This window comes from Nocardia sp. NPDC050435 (genome assembly GCF_040655395.1).
Classification (GTDB): Bacteria; Actinomycetota; Actinomycetes; order Mycobacteriales; family Mycobacteriaceae; genus Nocardia.
Genome location: NZ_JBFAJW010000018.1, coordinates 17,127 through 35,831 on the forward strand (window position 1 = coordinate 17,127; position 18,705 = coordinate 35,831).

The following is an 18,705-nucleotide window of genomic DNA, read 5'->3' on the forward strand; positions in this document are numbered from 1 at the left end:
CGCGGGCGATAGTGCTGTGGCGTACAGTCTCAGCGTGCCGCCGCAGAATCGGCGAAAACTTTTGGATTCGATCAATATCTAGGCTCAGGGACAACATTTCGTGCATCAACCACTCGACGAGCAAGATCTGGCGCTCATCCATGCGCTGCAGATATGTCCTCGCGGCAGCTGGTCGGAGCTGGCCTCGATACTGCGCAGTACGCCGACCACGCTGGCGAAGAGATGGGCCCGGCTGACCGAGTCGGGGCTCGCCTGGATCACGGCCTATCCTCACCCCGCGACCATGCCCAACCACGTCGTTGCGCTGCTGGAGATCGAGGCGCCTACCCCGACGCTCGACCACATCGCTGGGCTGTTGACTGCCGAACGCAGAGCCGTCCATGTCACCTATTACGCCCGCGGATGCCTGATGATCACCGTCATCGCCGCCTCCCTGGAGGACTTCGGCCAACTTCTGCACGGTGATCTCGCGACTATGAGCGGGGTGAACACAACCAGTCATATCGTCACCCGCTCTCACGTCGAGGCGAGCCGGTGGCGGCTGAATGCTCTCGACCCTGCGGAGATCGAGCGCCTGCGTCGGCTGAATATGAGTCTCAGCCACCTCGGCACCGCGGCCATGCGAGCACTGTCACCGGCCGAGCTCCCGATCGCCGAGGCGTTGGTTCGCGACGGCCGTGCCAGCGCGAAGACCGTCGCCGAACAGATCGGGAAACCGGACTCCACCGTCCGTCGCCACATGGGCGCGCTGCTGCGTTCCCGAGCGCTATCGTTCCGATGCGAAATCGCGCAGCCTATGACGCGCTGGCCCGTCACGGCTACATTCTGGTGCCGTGCTCCGGCCGCGGACCGCCAAGACCTTTTGGATCAGTTGAGATGGGAGCCACGCCTGCGGACCTGCATGTCGGTAGCGGGCCGGGCCAACTTCGTCGTCACCATCTGGATCGAATCGATCAGCGAGATCCTGTCGTTCCAGGAATGGCTCGAAGCACGGATGCCGGCAGGCGAGATACTCGATACATCGATCGTCGTGAAAGCTAAGAAGCGGATGGGCTGGATTCTCGAGCCCGACGGTCGAGCCTCGGGGGAGATCGTCCCTTACCTGGTAACTGAACCTTTTGCGACATCGTGATTTCCCCCAACCACGAACAGGCTGAGGAAGGCGGCCCGTGTTGGGCTGTCGAAATGCGTGGACACTGACCTCGGCTTCGGTCGAGGTTCTCACGACGACATGGCCCGGATGCATGGCTCGGGGCCGCGCGGGATCACATCGACTCGCCGCTGCCGATCCGCTACCTAGGCGCCCGGTCGCGCTTCGCGGCCCGAGCGGCGGTGCCGCTCGCGATTAGTCCGGTTGTGTTGCAATTGGTCGAACGGTGGACGTCTACGGTCAAACGCTACCAACCGTTTATGGCATATCCTCTGCCGATGACCCCAGGAAACGGGTTGCGGACTGATAACTCGCTGCGGAGAACACCGTGAGCATCGGTATGCGCTTGGCGTGCTGGGCGATCCGGATAACCGGCAGGCGCGCTCATCTACGCAACCTCAACGTTCACGACCAGCCGGCTTTGCGCCGCCGCCGACCCGCCGAGCCCCCGCGGCGAATAATGCGGGATGTCGATGTGCGACGTGAGCGCGTCGACGGTCGGCCCGTGTGGTTTCTCAGACCGAAGCCGCATATACGGTCCAGGTCGCGCGCGCAGGTGCTGTATCTGCCCGGCGGCGCCTTCATCCATCCGATCACGCGCTCACACTGGCGACTGATCCACCAACTCGTGCGGCGCACGGGCGCGCCTGTTGTCGTCGCCGCCTACGGTCTCGCTCCCGACCATACGCCGGACGCGGCATGGAAACTCGCGACGACGCTCTACAGGACCCTGTCCGAAACCGGAACGCCCGTGGTGGTCATGGGTGACTCGGCGGGCGGCAACCTGGCGTTGAGCCTGACCCAGCAGTGGGCGGACTCCGGCCTCATCCCGCCCGCACGAGTCGTGGTCATCTCCCCATGGCTGGACCTGACACTGTCCAACCCGGACATTCCCTCCGTCGCCCCCTCCGATCCGATGCTCGATGCCGGCGGCCTGCGCGTAGCGGCCAGATGGTGGACGGGCGAGTCCGACCCCACCGAGCCCGAGTACAGCCCAGTTCATCTCGACTACACAGATTCTCCCCCGGTCGAGATCATTATCGGAACCCGGGATCTGTTCCATCCGGATGCGCGGTTGCTGGCCGCACGCGCCCGTGAACGCGCGTGGCCCCTGAGCGTCGCCTGCTATCCAGGCGGTTTCCATGTTTTCCCCGCGCTGGTCTGGCTGCCCGAATCCCGACGGGCACTGACCCGAATGGCGGCGCTGATCAACGGGGCGCGATCATGAACGCGCTACCCGACCGCTCAGATCGCACCCGGTTTCGTCCACTCGACAGATATCATCTCGAGCTATCTAAGTTTGCGGTTGAGTAACTCTCGGCTGTAGGGGCTCGGATTCGAGAATCCTACGGCTAGGCTTCCAGGCGATGTACGCCGCGGGCTCACTCCATTCAGGTTGCGCGACGTAGGCAAACAACACGCACTCACCGAGGGGTGGATAGTGGCCGCAATTCCAGAGGACTACCGTACTCGGCCTGTCGCCGTTGTCGGCGCGGGAACACTCGGGCGGCGGATCGCCCTGATGTTCGCCACTCGGGGCGGTACGGTGCGCATCACCGATCCCGATGCTGCCCAGGGCAAGGCCGCAGTGGATTTCGCAATGGGCCAATTGGCGGAAGTCACGTCGAGCGTCGACGACGGGGTGCCGGGCGAGGTGACCTACGAGCCCGAGCAGAGCCAAGCGGTGGCCGACACCTGGCTGGTGGTCGAAGCCGTCCCCGAACGACTGGAGTTGAAGAAGTCGATCTTCGCCCAACTCGACCGTGATTGCCCGTCGGATGCGGTCGTCTCCTCCAATTCCTCCTCGTACGCCAGTCGGCTGTTCACCGAGGGGCTCAGAACCAGCGACCGGATGCTCAACACGCACTTCTATATGCCGCCCTCCTCGACAGTGCTCGATGTGATGTCGAACGGCAACACCGCGCAGGAGGTCATCGATTTCGTCTTGAAAAGCTTTCCTGACTTCGGTCTGCACCCCTTCCTCTGCCATAAGGAAAGCACCGGGTTCATTCTCAATCGCATCTGGGCCGCGATCAAGCGCGAAGCACTCGAAGTTGTCCACGAGGGTGTGTCCACTCCCCAAGACATCGACACCATGTACACGTTGAACTTCGGTACCGCGGCCGGCCCCTTCCGGATGATGGATGTTGTGGGCCTGGACGTCGTCTTGGATATCGAAAAGCATTACGCCCAAGACAATCCCAGCCTTCCTCACGGCCCACAGACGGTCCTGGAGGACTACATCGCCAAGGGCCGCAAGGGCCTGAAATCGGGCGCCGGCTTCTACGACGACTACCCCGACCGCGACCAGGAATAGAGTCGGTGGATCATGGCCACTGAGCTACTCGCGCTCGGTCTCCAAGCGGGCGCCATATACGCGGTCACCCTGGACAGCCGCCGGGTACGGACCATCGTCCAGGACCTCAACGCAGCGCCCGATGGCATCGTTGTCGACCAGGACAACGGTCACATCTACTGGACCAGCATGGGTGTGCCCGACCAACATCCTCCCTCCGGCCGTGAGCTGACGTTCTTCGACCGCAACGGAATGATCGAACGCGTCGACTTCGACGGTCGCAACCGCACGACCATCGTGACGCAGGGGGCTTTCACCACCGGTAAGCAAATCACGGCGGACTTCGCCGCCGGTCGGTTGTACTGGTGTGACCGCGAAGGCATGCAAGTACTGACCTGTGATCTCTCCGGCGCCGATCTTCATCCCCTGGTTGTGACCGGCCGAGGCCCCGACGATGCCCGGATCGTACGCAACTGGCCGGTCGGGATCTCTTTAGATCCCGTACAGCGACTGCTGTATTGGACACAGAAGGGCGCACCCAAAGCTGGGGACGGCCGAATCTTTCGAGTACCGCTGGATCTTCCAACAGGCGCAGATCCCTACGCTCGCGAGGACATCGAACTGTTGTGGCAGGACCTACCCGAGCCAATCGATCTGGAACTGGACGCCGCGAACGGAAAGTTGCTCTGGACCGACCGCGGCGGCGAACCTGACGGCAACACCCTCAACCGCGGCGCGCTGGTCCCCGAGCCCGGCCCTGTGGAGGTTCTGGCTCGCGGGTTTCATGAAGCGATCGGACTCGCGGCGGTCAGCGCCACGCAGTTCTACGTCAGCGATCTCGGGGGCGCCGTCCGGCTCGTCGACCTCATCGCCGGCACACACACGGTGATCGCGCGGCCGGGAGGCGCACTCACCGGCTTGGCGTTGGCCGAATTCTGAAGTCGGAACCACTCATTCGTCTTCGAAGGGAGGTCGGACACGCGAGCGCGTGTCCGACCTCCATTGTCGAGCCGCCGGCACACACGGCTTCCGCCCAACCGCGGGAGCCCCCTAACAGGGTGGGTGTGCCTTCCGGCTCCACCACGATCACCTCCCCGATGCGAGGGTGGACGAATTCCTCGCGGGAATGGAGGCAACGGGTGAGGTCTACGGGCCGATCACGCTCAGTCTGCATGGGCACGCCCGAGGGCGCTTGACTTATAGCGTCACGTTGTTGACGGTCTACGCCATCGGCTTGGCGTTTGTCGAGAACGGCGAGCCAACCGATCGCCCACCGACAGGATCGGTCACGGCCGTTCAGCCCCCGGCGCACCGTATCTCCCAGGTCGGCATAGGTAGACACCGAGTACATCGAACCGAGGCAGACCAGAGCCGACATCGTCGGCCGGTTCGGTTTCGGTGCAGGCAACCCGTCCGGGGTGAGCGGCGCTCGGCTCGGCATGCGACAACGGACCCAGCTAGCGCTCACAAGCACGCAGTCGGCTACCGTTCGCCGGTATTCGTCTCGCCGACTCCGGAGGGCATTCAACATGGCACGCAAAGTCGTTGTCACCGTAGTCGATGACCATGATGGCCGATCCCCGGCAGAAGAAACCGTGTCGTTCGCCCTGGAGGGTGCCGCATACGAGATAGACCTGTCGTCGCTCAACGCCAAGCAGCTTCGCGCATTCTTCGAGCAGTGGACCCCATTTGCGCGCAAAGTCGGCCGATCACCCCGCACAAAGGCCAACCACTCGGACCTCGACCGCGTCCACGCCGCAGTCGTCCGCGCCTGGGCGCGCGAACACGGCCACGCCGTCGCCAGCCGCGGACGCGTTCCGTCACATCTCGCAGCCGCCTACACCGCCGCCAACAGCTAGCCGCCCCGTCCAGAAACCACGCCGCTCGGTCGCCGTCCGTCCCGGCCACCGCCAGCCGCCATGCAAGCTCCAACCCGGACGATCTGCGCATCACGGCTCCGAGGTGTCGATGCCGATGCCGTTCCAGGCAATACACCAGGAAAATAGAGAACTCGATGTCGACTGTGATCCAGTCACCTGACGACGCCAGCCAGCCTCGGCTGCTGCCTCCCCGCGACGGCTCAGCGGACACAGATCATCCGGCAGAAAATAGCTATCGCCGACCGATGGGAATCTGGTGAACTAGCCAACGCGCCAGGCTATCTGCGACCTGGGCAGGCACAAACGTCTTGGTCCCGATACGGAGAAGCTCACGATGGCACTGCAGTTCGGTTGGCCGATGGCAGTCGGTGACACCGTCTATTCCGATCTCCCGCAAGCGCTCTCGGATACAGCCCGCATCCATGCCCGCCGGGCTTTGGACCTTCTGGGGTCCACCGGACCGCTCGATCTGCTCGACCAGGCCACCTCGATCGGGGTCGCGGCCGAACTCATGCTCAAGGCGATTCTGGCCTCCGTCGATATCGCGCTGCTCCGAGCCAAGCAGTCGGACTCCCAGACGGCTCTTACCCTCGCCGGAAGACCGCTCGACCCGACGCTGACATTGCCGGATATGAAGACCGTGGGAGCCGGCGAAGCGCTCGACGCGCTGACGAAGATGGCGAAAGCATGGGGGCTTCCGGCGTGGAAGTTGTTGAAACCCACGCTGCTGACCGAGCCCGTAAGAGTGCGGGATTCGGCTGTGCACATGGGCTTTGCGCGTGAGGAAGCGAATGAACTGGCCGTAGCCGAGCTGGTCCGCTTCATCGACATCATGACCCAGCTTCAGAGCGAACTCGGTCAGCAAGGGGACTGGGCTTCGTTCTGGACCGACGAATACCTCGAGCGTGCAGACGAGATCCTGCGCCTGCGGAAGGTGCGCATCCTGTCCGCGTTTCAGCAGGCCATCGTGGTGGCGAAGAAGACCTTCGCGGCGCGGTGGACACTGCCTACCGCCGCCGACACCATTCGCATCATCGAGCAGGTGGATTCATTTCCGCGGGTCGAGCACGATCAAACCTCCCGCCATCACAGGTGCCCAGCGTGCGGCAGCCTGGGGTGGGTCCTCTACGACATCGAACGAGGGGCAGTGCAAGTCGATACGAGCGACTCTCCTCACTCGGTGGCATATTTCGTGGAGCAGACCGCGATCCCGACAGCGTTCCACTGCGCTGTCTGCGACCTACTGCTGGAGGACGAGGAAGACCTGAGCCTCGCGGCTGTGCACCAGCTCGATCTCGGCGAGACCGATGCCACAGATGCCGAAGTGGACCGGGTGTTCGGCGGGACCGACGATGACCGCTGGGATGACGACCGGTGGGAAGACCGTTAGGGCGACAACTCTCACAACGGCTTTCGTGCGGCAGACCGCGACTTCTCGACCCGCGTGGGCTCCACCATCTCCAGTGTTGAGCGTGTGCGGGCACGGGGATCAGGGTAGGGGTACTTGGGAGCCTGCACGCCGGGGTGGCGTCGATAGCTGCGGGCCACCAACGCTGCTCGCATGTACCACACACCCGCGGGGCTGGTATCGAGTCCGACGAGATCTCCGATGCGCCGCATTCGGTGATCGATCGTGTTGACGTGGGTATACAGCTGCCGCGCGGTCTTTCCACGATTGAGGTTGTTCCCGATGTGGCATTGCAGGGTTTCAAGGAGGTCGGGGTAGGCGTCGAGGGGATCCAACAGCGTGGCGAGCTGATCTCGCGCGGGGCCTGGACGAGTCAACTGATACTCGAGGACCAAATCGTCGAAATAGTGGAGCTTCGGAGTTCCGTGGAGCCGCGCGACGATGTCGAGTGTCGCGTGGGCACGCTCGGCTGCCTCCGGGATCTCATCGACGCCGGCCGACACCACTACCGCGGACAGGGGAGCCTCTGCCGCCTGGGCGAGCTGATCGATCAAAAGGTCGAGGTCGCCGAATCCGATCAAGTCGCTGGGCAGCAGAATCGTGCCGCCCTGGACACTGAGCAGGTACAGACTCGACGAGCCGAACCGGGTTGCCAGAACCGATCGGAGTCGACGTAGTGTGCCTCGCGCTGCAATCGAGCTGCCCATCGCGCGGTCTTGCTCTTGCGGATCGGCAGCTATCTGAATTGCCAATACCTGATAGGAGTCCGAGAGTTCGATTCCGCATCCGCGCGCGATAGTCGTGCTGGACTGCCCAGCCAGCAGCGCGGTGGTCAACGTCTGGGTGGCGCTGTGGTGTTGGCTGGCAACCGCTTCCAACTCCCCGACGTAGGCGCGCGAGATTGTGGTTGTGAGCATGTCCACGATCTCGAGGAGCCGACGGCTGATCAGCTGTACCGTGTGGGAATCCATGGAGGCCACCTCGTCGACGAGTAGGTCGAAACCGAGCTTGGCACCCTCGTGTACTGCGTGCTGTACGACGTCGATGGATACACCGTCTCGCGCCCAGCCTGCTGCTGCGGCCTCGAGGTGCGGTCGTAGCTCCGCAGTGTCGCTCTCTTCGAGCATCGTCACGGCGAGTTCCAAACACAGTCGAGTGTTGTCCGTGAGATCACCCCGCACTGTCTCGTGTGGCAGTGCGCTCCAAGGAAAGACGGTCTGGAGGAAGTGGCCGACCATCTGGCGTGCCAGGGTCCGCACATCCTTGAGTGCAGCAGTGATTGTATGAATCGCTGGGCGCACGGCCACATGCGAAGGATCGGCCACGGACATCGGGGCTCCTTTCGCAGATCGATCTATCTGGTTTTCGATTACGGCTCATCGAGCCGGTCTCGGCGAGATTCTGATTGGCTGGGCACTGTCGCGCGAGGACGGGACTCGTCTCGCTCGCATCGGCATTGATCGCTCGCTTTGCCTCCGCCGTGCCGCGTGGTCGCGCGGTCGGCTGTATGCCTGCCGGGTGCCCGAGGCGGTTGGCTCGACTCACGCTGGTCGGCTGGAGATCTGAGGTGAGCATCGCCTCTGCAGCGACCGCCGGGACTGGTTGCGCCCGACCAGCTTCGCCTCTGTCTGGGCGCTGAGCAGGACGACTTGAAGATCGCGCGCACCGCCTGGGACGGTTGACATCGGCGCTGGGAACGGCGATCGCGCCGCCACGCCGCCGACGGCCGCAGTGTCTGTCGAGTTGTCGTGCGGAAAAGCGGTGTGGCCCTGCACTGTTGATGCAGGGTTCGAGCTCGGCGCGCGTCTCGCAAGCAGCCTCCCCGATCCATCGGCTTTCAGGCGAGGCGGGCCATGACCCTGGCCGGGGATGGCGTATTGGTGCGTAGAGAGGGCTTGTCACGTTCGAGACCGGGGCAGCGTCCCGTGGCGTCGCAGCGTGGTTGGAGTAACTCCCCACCACCGCTTGGAGTACCTGGTGAGGATCGATTGTTCGGCCAAGCCCAGCCGGGTTGCGACGTCCGAGAGTGCCATTGTCGTGTCGGTGAGGTAGCGGGCGGCGGTGTGGCGGCGGACATCGTCGAGAATGACGCTGAAGCTGGTACCCTCCTCGGCCAAACGTCGTTGCAGGGTTCGCGGGGTCACACTCAATCTGGAGGCGATTGTCGCGATATCGACCGGTGTCCGGCCCAGACCATGGTGAAGCGCCGCTCGGACTCGGGGCGCGAGGATTGCGTTCGCGTTCGTGGGCAGCTGCTCGATGAGCAAGGCTTCGGCGAGTTCGCGAAGGTGCCGATTGCCGCCGCCGGGTATGGGCTGACGCCGCAGGCTGCATGGCACCCGCAGGAGCGCTGCGCTGCAACCGAAACGGACCGGTGCCTGGAAAAATTCCTCGTAGGACGACAGTGGCGCCGCTGGTCGGTGCGGCAGCTCTACCGAGCGCAGTCCATAGCGGCCGCCCGCCAACGCCAGGGCGTAACGATGAATGGCCCCTAGGCCGAGGTCGATCGCCTGCGAGTCGTTGCGGCCTCTGGCCGGGATGCTGTACCGCAACGCTTCCACTCCGGCGGCACCGTAGGGGTCGGGCACGACTGCCAGAGCGATCGTCGGAGAATGGACGAATAAATACCGCGTCGCGCAGTCCAGCGCATCGCCCAACGTCGCACATGATTGCAGTGCGGTGGCCAGCGACCCCAGCGCGCTGAGATCTTGTCGCCCTGCTATTCGCAGACCGAGGTCTGGACATTCGAGTATCGCGGCGGCGTGATTCAACAATTCAACGAGACTCACGGGCGAAATAGGAATCTCGTCGGCGTCCAGAGCCGGAATGGGCACTCCGACCGACCGCGCAAACTGTTCGGCGTCCGCCTGCATTTCCGCGACGGTGGCTCGAAATCCCCGTAGAGCCGCTGAGCGGATAAGGGCGGCCTCGACTGGGGATCGGCAGATCTCCACTATTCCTCCCACGACCTCGGGTTCGTAATCCGTCGTCTTTCCGAACTCGGCCGCATCGTCCGATCCTCCAGTGTTCAGCACGTCGGCAGGCTCAACTTGATTCTGCGCGACAAATATTTGATCCATGACGCCAGCCGGAGCGGGCGTCGGTCATGTGCTGGTTCATCGGCCACGCCAATACAGGATCTGTAGGGCGACACTGATCTCGATGGGCTGGTCGGCCAGCTTTCGCGGTAGCAGCTGGTCGGCGCGTTGCAGGCGCCGTAGCACGGTATTGCGGTGGGTGAACAGACGCTCCGCAGTCCGTGACGCGTTGCCTTGCTCGGCGATGAACCCTCGTACAGTGTCGATGACCTCGGCGGGAGCCGCCGCCAAGGGGCCCAGTACGCGGTTGACGAAGCGATCTGCGCCCTCGACGTCACGGGTCATCAGCGCGATGAGCTCGATTTCGTCGAAGGTCGCCATTCGCTGCTCGGGAGCCAGACGCGAAAGCAGCTGCTGAGTCGCCAGGGCGTCGAGATGGCTACGCCGGAAACCGTCGACACCCTGGGCAGTCGTGCCGACAGCTACCCGCACCGAAGCAAGATGCGCAAGCTGGGCACGCAACAGGTCAACATCGGGTTCACCGTGCACCCACACCCAGCGGCACGCGGCACTGGCCAGTACACGAAGCGGGGCCGCTTCGCGGGCGGCCTCGGCCACCGTCTCGACGGCAGCGTCGAGTTCGCGCAGGTCCGCAGCTGGGTCGGTGCTCCATACGATCGCCGCGGTGTGAAGCCGGTCGAGGGCATACCCCAGCCGCATCTCGGTACGGTCGTGGGATATGGGCGCGCCCTCCAGCAGCATCGTCACCAACTCGCGGCGTTCGGCCCGCGACCCCAGGCTCATTTCGGCCCGTTCGGCTCTCAGGCGCGCCGCGATGGAGCTGGCCGTGTCGTCGGTGAAGGCGCTGATCGAGCGCAGGGACACCTCGAGCATCTCGGCCAGTTCGGTCGTGTCGTCTGTCAGTGAGCAGGCAAGACGCACCCAGATACGGGTGGCCGCGCTCTCGCCGGCCCGGTAGGCATCCAGCGTCAGCTCTTCGAACCCGCGCTGAAGCAGATCACGGCCCACAGCCAGGGACACCTCGGCGTTGTTAGGCGGCACGGGCGCACCAGGTGCGCGCAAGTTCGCCGCCGCCCAGAACATGATGTTGGATCGGTTACTACGCCGGACACCTGCGGCAAGGACCGGGTCATCGGCGATCTGTCGCAGCGCGTGGCCTGCCAGCGTGGCGGCGTCGACCTCGGCAAACCATTGAGACGGGGCCTCCAAAACGCGCTCGGCGGCCTTCCGCACCAATTCTTGAACCCGAGGAGAAGGGCGCTCGTAGGTCACCGGCTGAGAGTAACCGATTGATGGTGTTGCACATTGTCGCACTTCCATGGTTATTCGGTGCAAATCGACCTTGGCTCACAGCGATGGAGATCACAGAATGGACGAGCCCGGTCTCAACCAAGCGAACACCCGGTACGCCGAAGTAATTAGTCGACCTTGCCTTGGCCTTTGTCGCAGCCAGACTCCGCTACATCCTGGTCGCGCGCGATTTTCGGCAGCGACGGCATTGCAGGAGCGCACCAACGACGGGAGAAACAATGATGTTCCTTCGTGCGGGCATTTCCGCCGCGCAACCTGCTAGGGCATGGGCTAGAGCCGATGTATCGAGCCGTGCGGTAGGTAACGTCCTCGCCCGGATACGCGCCGCTGCCGGCCGACAGGCCGATGACCGGCCGGATTCTGGGTTGGAGATCGCGCGGGCGTTTCACGACCTGGTCTATGGTGCGCACCCGCGTCGGGATGGTGGCGGCAGCGCAACGTGGAGCGTGTTATCCAGCCGGTAGCGGCGTATGGCGCCCCCTGCGGGGTCCGGCGGGATCGAGATCGGTTTCTCGGCAAGACCTGCCGACCGGGATCCAGGACCCACGTCATCGAAATACGCTGCTGCCCAGCCATTTCTGCAGCTTCTCTCGCCGGACGACGAGCCGTTCTTGACGAGACCCTCGCATGCGACCACCTCGAGCGCAGCGAACGAATTTCCCACGGGCGGCCTCGTTTTCCACCCAGGGCAACCGCGAAGGACTGATGTGACCGACCAGAAGAATCGGGCCGGCGTGCTGACCGCACACCAGGCCCCCAACGCGTGGCGCATCGTCTGCGTGCTCACGCTGGCCAACCTGCTCAACTTCTATGACCGCGCGGTTCCGGCAATCGTGATCGAGCCGATCAAGGACGAGTTCGGTCTCTCCGACCTCGCTATCGGAGTGCTCAGCGGAGCGTTCACGGTCGTGTACGCAGTGGCCGGTATCGCCGTGGGCCGCATGGCCGACCGAGGATCTCGCCGCACGATCATGGCCGTCGGCCTGCTGGTATGGAGCATCTTCACCGCCGCCGGCGGCGGCGCGTGGAGCTTCGCGTCGCTTCTGATCTTCCGTCTGGCGGTCGGCGTCGGCGAAGCATCCTATGCTCCCGCCGCGAACTCTCTGCTCGCCGATCTGTTTCCCGCCGCAAAACGCTCACGTGCCATCGCTGTCTTCCAGTTCGGGCAACCGCTGGGACTCACGCTGGCGTTCTTCACCACCGGTGCCATCGCAGACGCCTTCGGCAGCTGGCGTGCACCGTTTGTCATCGCCGCCGTCCCCGGCTTCCTGGTCGCGGTCGCGATGATGTTCATCAAGGAACCCGAGCGCGGCGCTTCCGAGGAACGTCCCACCACCATCTCCCCCGTCCACCAGCCGATCCGTGTGGTGCTGCGGATTCCCACGATGTGGTGGCTGATCCTCAGCGGAATCGGCTTGCAGATCGCGGCGTACGCGGTAGCCACCTTCCTGGTCCCGTTGTTTCAGCGCTATTTCGAACTCTCGCTGGTTCGCGCTGCCACCAACGCCGGGATTGTGCTGGGCCTTTCCGGAATTCTCGGTCTGCTCTTCGCCGGTATCGTCGCCGAACGCGCTGCTCGGCGTTCCCGCCGATTGCGTTTGACCTACGCCTCGGTCAGTCTCGCTGCTTCGGTGCCGCTGACGTTCTGGGCGTTGACGCTCCCCCACACCGCCACCAGCGCGTTCGTTCTCATCTTCTCCGTCGCCTGGTTCCTGCAGTTCGCGTTCTACGTGGCCGCCTATCCCGCGGTCGCCGACGTCATCGAGCCCCGACTGCGCGCCACCGGAATCGCTGTGTTGTTCGCCGCGTTCTATCTCCTCGGCGGTGCGCTCGGGCCTGTCGTGGTCGGCGCCCTATCCGACCAGTTCGGCGACGACACCATCGGATTGCGCTTCGCCTTGCTGGCAGTGGTTCCCTCTGCCCTCGCGGTGGCAGCAGCGGGGCTATTCGGGGCGAGCGCGACAGTCGAACACGATCACGCCCTCAGCATGAAGACACCGAAGACAGCGCTTGTCCCCGCTACCCGTCAACCCTGAAAGCTACTGCCTCATGCGTGAATTCACTGTGCCCGCTACCTACACCCTGAACTCGGAAGCCAGCATGGCCGATGCCGTCGAGCGAAACGGCCGCGCCTATCCCGACACCGTGTGCTTCCTTGTGCCCGAAGCCAAAGCCGGTTGGAGCGAGATCACCTGCTCGATGTTCGCAGATCAGGTCGCCGCTCTCGCCAAAGGCTTGATCGCACTCGGCGTCGGCAGCGGGGATCGCGTCGCCTTGATGGCCGATACCAGCTACGAATGGATCCTGTTCGACTACGCGATCTGGCGCGCCGGTGCGGTCACCGTCTCGGTGTACCCCACCTCGGCGGCCGGTCAGATCGGTTGGATTCTGCAAGACTCCGGTGCCACTGCGTTGATCGTACAGAACCGCGAGCAGCGCACCCTGGCAGAAATGTCCGCGACTCCGAGACCTCAAATCTTGCAGATCGAGGACGGAGCCGTCGCCTATCTGTCACGTCTGGGCGTCAGGATCCCTGACGAGGATCTCCGTTCGCGCCGACAGAAGATCAACTCGGCGACCCCGGCGGCACTGATCTACACCTCCGGCACGACCGGCCTGCCCAAAGGCGTCCCGCTCACCCACGGAAACCTCACCGCGATGTCGGCAGCGGCCAAAGAACGGGTTCCCGAGCTCAACACCCCCGGCGCGCGAACGGTGATGTTTCTGCCGATGGCCCATATTCTGGCCCATACGGTCTCCTTGGCTGCCTTCGAAGAACGCGTCGTCGTCGCCCACACCAGCGATTGGACCCGCCTGAGCGCGATCTTCGGTGAGGTGCGCCCCACCGGAGTGGTGGCCGTACCTCGCGTCTTCGAAAAGTTGTACAACACAGCCAAACAGCTCGCCGACGACAACGGCCGCGGCGCGTTGTTCGACCGCGCCACCGCTGCCGCCATCGCCTACAGCCAAGCCCTGGACGCCGGCGGACCCAGCCTCTGGCTGCGAATTCAACGCGCCCTGTTCGATCGGCTGGTCTACCGGAAATTGCGTGCCGTACTCGGCGGTCAGTGTGATCACGTCGTGTCCGGCGGGGCCCCGCTTGGCGCGCGGCTCGCTCACTATTTCCGAGGAGTCGGAGTCAACGTCACCGAGGGCTACGGACTGACCGAAACCACCGCGGCGATCACCCTCAACGGCACCCAGCCGCACACCCAGCGCATCGGCAGCGTCGGCCGTCCCTTGGCCGGGCACACCGTAGCGCTGGCCGAGGACGGCGAGCTGTTGGTCCGCGGCCCGGTAGTGTTCGCCGGATACTGGAACAACGAGAAGGCCACCGCCGAGCAGTTCGTCAACGGATGGTTCTGCACGGGTGATCTGGCCAGCATCGATGATGACGGGTACGTCACGATCACCGGTCGTAAGAAGGAAATCATCGTCACAGCCGGCGGAAAGAACGTCTCGCCCGCACCGCTGGAGGACGCTCTGCGCTCCCATCCCCTGATCAGCCAAGCCATGCTGGTCGGCGACGCGCAACCCTTCATCGCAGCCCTGATCACCCTCGATCACGAAGTACTTCCCGGCTGGCGCGAACGCCATCATCTCCCCGCAGACACCTCCGTCACCGAACTCATCACCCACCCCGCGCTGTATGCAGAGATCGATGCCGCCGTCGCGGAGGCCAACACACAGGTTTCTCAGGCCGAACAGATCAAGAAGTTCCGCATCCTCGATGCCGAATGGTCCCAGCAAAGCGGCGAACTCACGCCGAAGATGTCGCTCAAACGACCCGTCATCCTCGAAAAGTATCGGCCCGACCTGGAAGCCCTCTACGGCGCGCCCGCGCCCGCGATGCGCTGAGAGAGGCAGCGCGCAAACCGGTGCCGCACCGTTCGCCCGCCCGTCGGCCTACGCACACTGACGAGAAAGAGCTCCTGATGCCCGATACTGTCCTGTCCCGCCGCGATCTCGACTTCTTGCTCCACGAATGGCTCGACACCGAAGACCTTTTCCACCGTGGCCTCTACGCCGCTCACTCACGCGGCACCGTCGACGACGCGCTCGCGCTGGCCGAACAGATGGCCACGCAGCTGTTCGCTCCCCACAACCGCGCAGCCGATCTCGCCGAACCCACATTCGACGGGAACAAGGTAGAGGTCATTCCCGAGGTCGCCAAGGCGTTGCGCGCCTATACCGACGCCGGCTTCCAAACCGCGGCACTACCGGAATCCCTGGGCGGCATGGGACTTCCCTATTCGGTGTTCGCGGCGTGCACGGCCTGGTTCAACGCCGCCAACGCCGCCACAACCAGCTACGCGTTGCTGACATTGGGGGCGGTCAATCTCCTCGCCCGCCACGGCAGCGGAGAACACCTGCACCGCTATCTCGACCCCATGCTCGCCGGCCGCTTCTTCGGCACGATGGCGCTGTCGGAGCCTCACGCCGGCTCCAGCCTGGCCGACATCACCACCCGCGCAGAACCACAACCCGACGGCAGTTACCGCTTGTTCGGACGCAAGATGTGGATTTCGGGCGGTGATCACGACCTCTCCGAGAACATCGTGCACCTGGTGTTGGCGCGCACACCGAACGCCCCGGCCGGCACCCGCGGTATCTCACTGTTCCTCGTGCCCAAATACTTGCTCGATGAACACGGCGAACGCGGGGAACGCAACGACGTCGTCCTGGCCGGTATCAATCACAAGATGGGCTACCGGGGTACGGTCAATACCGCGCCGGTGTTCGGTGACGGTGCCCATCGACCGGGCGGCGTCCCCGGCGCGATCGGCTATCTCGTCGGCGGCCTGCACCGAGGCATGTCGGTGATGTTCTCGATGATGAACGAAGCGCGTATCGGTGTCGGACTGTGCGCGACCGCCCTCGGATACACCGGCTATCTCAAATCACTTGCCTACGCCCGCGACCGGATCCAAGGCCGCGCTGTCGGCGCACTGCCCGACGACGGCCCGGTGCCACTGGTCGATCACCCCGACGTGCGACGGATGCTGCTCGCACAGAAGTCCTACGTGGAAGGCGCCCTCGCGCTCGAACTGTATTGCGCGCGCTTGGTCGACGACATTGCTTCCCTCGCCGACTACCAGCAACGCAACGACGCCACACAGCTCCTGGCGGTCCTGACACCGATCGCGAAGAGCTGGCCGTCCCAATGGTGTTTGCATGCCAACGATCTGGCCATTCAAGTGCTCGGCGGCGCCGGATATACCCGCGACCATGATATCGAGCAGCACTATCGCGACAATCGCCTCAATGCCATCCACGAAGGCACCCACGGTATCCAAGGGATGGATCTGCTGGGACGCAAGATCTTGCTCGACGCCGGCGCGGCCCTCCAGCTGTTGGTGATGCGGATGCGTTCCACGACTGCCCGCGCCCGCGCCACCGGATCGGTACGCGCGGAAGGCTACGCCGCTCAACTCGATGCGGCGATCGATCGATTGGTGGAAGTCACCACAGCGCTGCCCACCCTCGGAGATCTGCAGGCGATGCTGGCCGAGTCCACCGCCTATCTCGAAGCCAGCGGGCATATCGTCGTCGGCTGGCTCTGGCTCGAACAGTGGCTGGTTGCCTATCCCCGTGGTGGCTCCTTCTACGACGGGAAACGGGCAGCTACCCGATACTTCTACACCCGCGAACTTCCCAAGGTCCAGCATCTTCTCGACCTCCTCGCCGCATCCGATGACCTTCTGCTCTCGCTCGACCCCCAAGACCTCTGACACTCGGCAAGCTCGAAACCAAGGAGTAGCCCATGAAGCGCGACCCGGATGTTCAACTGCCGGAGCTAGATACCGTCTTGCTCGAACTGCAGGGCCATGTCCTACGTATCGGCCTGCACCGGCCAGCCAAGGGGAACAGTTTCAACCGGACGCTGGTCAATGAACTGGCACTGGCCTACGGATTCCTCGAGCAAGAGCCCGCCGTGCGTAGTGCGGTGCTCTACGGCGAAGGCCCCAACTTCACGACCGGACTGGACCTCGCCGACTTGGCGGCCGAACTCGGCACAGGCAAGCGAGTCCTCCCCGACGGCGGCCGCGATCCCTTCCGACTCGACGGCGCGTGGACCAAACCAGTCATAGCAGTCGCACACGGATGGACGATCACCGCCGGCATCGAACTACTGCTGGCCGCCGACATACGAATCGCGACCACCGACACACGGTTCACTCAACTCGAAGTCCGTCGCGGAATCCTGCCCTTCGGTGGTGCCACCATCCGCTTCCCTCGCCAATGCGGTTGGGCGAACGCGATGCGCTGGATGTTGACCGGCGAGGAATTCGACGCCGAAGAAGCGCTCCGGATCGGCTTGGTACAGGAACTCGCAGCCGATCCACAAATCGCGCTGCAACGCGCTACCGACATCGCTAGCGCGATCGCGGACAAAGCCGCGCCGCTCGCTGTAGCCGCCACCCTGCGCAGTGCGCAGCTAGCGCTCACCGACGGCGATGACACGGCGGCAGCTCATCTGGGGCCCGAGCTGGCCCAGCTTTCTGTCAGCGCCGACGCCCTCGAAGGTGTCTTGGCCTTCGCCGAACGCCGTGAGGCCCAATTCCAAGGCATGTGAATCCCGATCTTCCGGCGAGATCACCGACGGAGATACGAACTACTTCCGCATCTCGCTGCCCGAGTCACACATATCTTCGACGAACGCTGTGCCGCAGCCAGTTTCACCGCGGCAGGGGTGGGGCCCTTATACAGAAATCTCAGGACAGGTTATGGATGTTGACATGAACATCGACCGAATCGACGTAGGTAACGACCGAAGTACTATTCGTATTGATCTCCTTGGTTCCGTGTCGGTGGTCGTTCGCGGAGAACGTACCGAGCTGCGCTCGAGCAAATTGCGCGCGATGCTCGCGACGCTCGCACTCGACGCCGGGCGCACGGTCTACTACGACGATCTCGTCGCCGAATTGTGGCCGCGAGATATCCTCAAGGACTCTCGAAATGCGTTGCAGGCCAACGCTACTCGAATTCGACGCACATTGGCGCACTGCACCCGCGGAAGTGGGCAATCCGTGGCTTTGCGTGCGGTTTACAACGGCTACATCCTCGACATACCACCTCATAGAGTGGACGGGCCTCTCTTTCTCGACCTCAGCGCGCGTGGCTCGGGGGCGCTTTCGGAAGACCCGCAGTCCGCCGTGGACCTGCTTCAGGAAGCACTTCGCTTGTGGCGGGGCCCGGCCCTGCTCAATACCCACGCCGGGGAGCGATGCCGCGGAGCGGCAGCGTTTCTCGAGGAACGGCGGCTGCTCGCCTGGGAGGACCTGGTGTGCGCTCAGCTGCTGCTCGGCGACGATCGTTCGGCTGTTGCCGAACTGCAGCGGTTGACGGCCGCTTTTCCTACCCGCGAAGGTCTCTGCGAACTGCTGATGCTCGCGCTCTATCGGGGAGGCCGACAGTCCGAGGCCCTGGAGCTGTTCCACCGCACTCGACGGCACCTCGATGAAGAACTCGGAGTCGAACCCAGCAGGTCGCTGCAACGACTCTACGAAGAGATCCTCGCCCAGGACACTGCCCTGGACTCTGCCGAGGCGGTGCTGCGCCGCGCGGCGTTCGGCTATGCCTTGTGACCGCGCGACCTT

General features: G+C 64.0%; 14 protein-coding genes. 11 read left to right on the forward strand and 3 right to left on the reverse strand.

Features of this window, described 5'->3' with window-relative positions; all coding sequences use genetic code 11:
* Nucleotides 1-100 precede the first annotated feature (100 nt).
* The 6 genes from AB0I43_RS38415 (at nt 101) to AB0I43_RS38440 (ending at nt 6,716) form a co-directional block, all read left to right on the forward strand.
* Nucleotides 101-1,132 (forward strand): Lrp/AsnC family transcriptional regulator, encoded by a 1,032-nt coding sequence (locus AB0I43_RS38415; RefSeq protein ID WP_357433689.1) that lies wholly within the window; start codon nt 101-103, stop codon nt 1,130-1,132.
* A gap of 574 nt (nt 1,133-1,706) precedes the next feature.
* Complete coding sequence (locus tag AB0I43_RS38420; protein ID WP_357433691.1) at nt 1,707-2,378, forward strand: alpha/beta hydrolase fold domain-containing protein; 672 nt, start codon at nt 1,707-1,709, stop codon at nt 2,376-2,378.
* A gap of 213 nt (nt 2,379-2,591) precedes the next feature.
* Nucleotides 2,592-3,467 carry a 3-hydroxyacyl-CoA dehydrogenase family protein gene (locus AB0I43_RS38425; protein ID WP_357433693.1) on the forward strand — a complete coding sequence of 292 codons (876 nt, stop codon included), beginning with the start codon at nt 2,592-2,594 and terminating at the stop codon, nt 3,465-3,467.
* A 12-nt stretch (nt 3,468-3,479) separates the two neighbouring features.
* Nucleotides 3,480-4,385: a hypothetical protein gene (locus AB0I43_RS38430; protein ID WP_357433695.1), complete on the forward strand. Its 906-nt coding sequence runs from the start codon at nt 3,480-3,482 to the stop codon at nt 4,383-4,385.
* A gap of 590 nt (nt 4,386-4,975) precedes the next feature.
* On the forward strand, nt 4,976-5,305 hold the full coding sequence (locus AB0I43_RS38435) for an Lsr2 family protein (RefSeq protein ID WP_357433697.1): 330 nt from the start codon (nt 4,976-4,978) through the stop codon (nt 5,303-5,305).
* 355 nt (nt 5,306-5,660) lie between these two features.
* Nucleotides 5,661-6,716 (forward strand): hypothetical protein, encoded by a 1,056-nt coding sequence (locus AB0I43_RS38440; RefSeq protein WP_357433699.1) that lies wholly within the window; start codon nt 5,661-5,663, stop codon nt 6,714-6,716.
* A gap of 11 nt (nt 6,717-6,727) precedes the next feature.
* On the opposite strand, the gene AB0I43_RS38445 is transcribed toward AB0I43_RS38440, so the two are convergent.
* The 3 genes from AB0I43_RS38445 to AB0I43_RS38455 all read right to left on the reverse strand — a co-directional run bounded on the left by AB0I43_RS38445 (nt 6,728) and on the right by AB0I43_RS38455 (nt 11,065).
* On the reverse strand, nt 6,728-8,065 hold the full coding sequence (locus tag AB0I43_RS38445; protein ID WP_357433701.1) for a helix-turn-helix domain-containing protein: 1,338 nt from the start codon (nt 8,063-8,065) through the stop codon (nt 6,728-6,730).
* A gap of 567 nt (nt 8,066-8,632) precedes the next feature.
* Nucleotides 8,633-9,814, reverse strand: a complete 1,182-nt coding sequence (locus AB0I43_RS38450; RefSeq protein WP_357433702.1) for an AraC family transcriptional regulator — start codon at nt 9,812-9,814, stop codon at nt 8,633-8,635.
* A gap of 36 nt (nt 9,815-9,850) precedes the next feature.
* The gene (locus AB0I43_RS38455) at nt 9,851-11,065 is read right to left on the reverse strand and encodes a helix-turn-helix domain-containing protein (RefSeq protein WP_357433704.1); all 1,215 of its coding nucleotides are present in this window, start codon (nt 11,063-11,065) and stop codon (nt 9,851-9,853) included.
* 746 nt (nt 11,066-11,811) lie between these two features.
* Here AB0I43_RS38455 and AB0I43_RS38460 point away from each other — a divergent pair.
* The 5 genes from AB0I43_RS38460 to AB0I43_RS38480 all read left to right on the forward strand — a co-directional run bounded on the left by AB0I43_RS38460 (nt 11,812) and on the right by AB0I43_RS38480 (nt 18,693).
* A complete protein-coding gene (locus AB0I43_RS38460) occupies nt 11,812-13,140 on the forward strand; it encodes an MFS transporter (RefSeq protein WP_357433706.1) in 1,329 nt (442 codons plus the stop codon).
* Between the two features lie 13 nt (nt 13,141-13,153).
* The gene (locus tag AB0I43_RS38465) at nt 13,154-14,962 is read left to right on the forward strand and encodes a long-chain fatty acid--CoA ligase (protein WP_357433708.1); all 1,809 of its coding nucleotides are present in this window, start codon (nt 13,154-13,156) and stop codon (nt 14,960-14,962) included.
* Nucleotides 14,963-15,039: 77 nt separating this feature from the next.
* The gene (locus AB0I43_RS38470; protein WP_357433710.1) at nt 15,040-16,836 is read left to right on the forward strand and encodes an acyl-CoA dehydrogenase; all 1,797 of its coding nucleotides are present in this window, start codon (nt 15,040-15,042) and stop codon (nt 16,834-16,836) included.
* Between the two features lie 56 nt (nt 16,837-16,892).
* On the forward strand, nt 16,893-17,681 hold the full coding sequence (locus AB0I43_RS38475) for a crotonase/enoyl-CoA hydratase family protein (protein WP_357433883.1): 789 nt from the start codon (nt 16,893-16,895) through the stop codon (nt 17,679-17,681).
* Nucleotides 17,682-17,844: 163 nt separating this feature from the next.
* Entirely contained in the window at nt 17,845-18,693 is an 849-nt protein-coding gene (locus AB0I43_RS38480) for an AfsR/SARP family transcriptional regulator (RefSeq protein WP_357433712.1), read from the forward strand.
* Nucleotides 18,694-18,705: the final 12 nt, after the last annotated feature.

What these genes read in the sequence shown, in the direction of transcription:
- AB0I43_RS38480 (WP_357433712.1), top strand. Translation starts at nt 17,845, where the DNA reads ATGAACATCGACCGAATCGACGTAGGTAACGACCGAAGTACTATTCGT.
- AB0I43_RS38470 (WP_357433710.1), top strand. Translation starts at nt 15,040, where the DNA reads ATGCCCGATACTGTCCTGTCCCGCCGCGATCTCGACTTCTTGCTCCAC.
- AB0I43_RS38430 (WP_357433695.1), top strand. Translation starts at nt 3,480, where the DNA reads ATGGCCACTGAGCTACTCGCGCTCGGTCTCCAAGCGGGCGCCATATAC.
- AB0I43_RS38440 (WP_357433699.1), top strand. Translation starts at nt 5,661, where the DNA reads ATGGCACTGCAGTTCGGTTGGCCGATGGCAGTCGGTGACACCGTCTAT.
- AB0I43_RS38450 (WP_357433702.1), bottom strand. Translation starts at nt 9,814, where the DNA reads ATGGATCAAATATTTGTCGCGCAGAATCAAGTTGAGCCTGCCGACGTG.
- AB0I43_RS38435 (WP_357433697.1), top strand. Translation starts at nt 4,976, where the DNA reads ATGGCACGCAAAGTCGTTGTCACCGTAGTCGATGACCATGATGGCCGA.
- AB0I43_RS38445 (WP_357433701.1), bottom strand. Translation starts at nt 8,065, where the DNA reads ATGTCCGTGGCCGATCCTTCGCATGTGGCCGTGCGCCCAGCGATTCAT.
- AB0I43_RS38465 (WP_357433708.1), top strand. Translation starts at nt 13,154, where the DNA reads ATGCGTGAATTCACTGTGCCCGCTACCTACACCCTGAACTCGGAAGCC.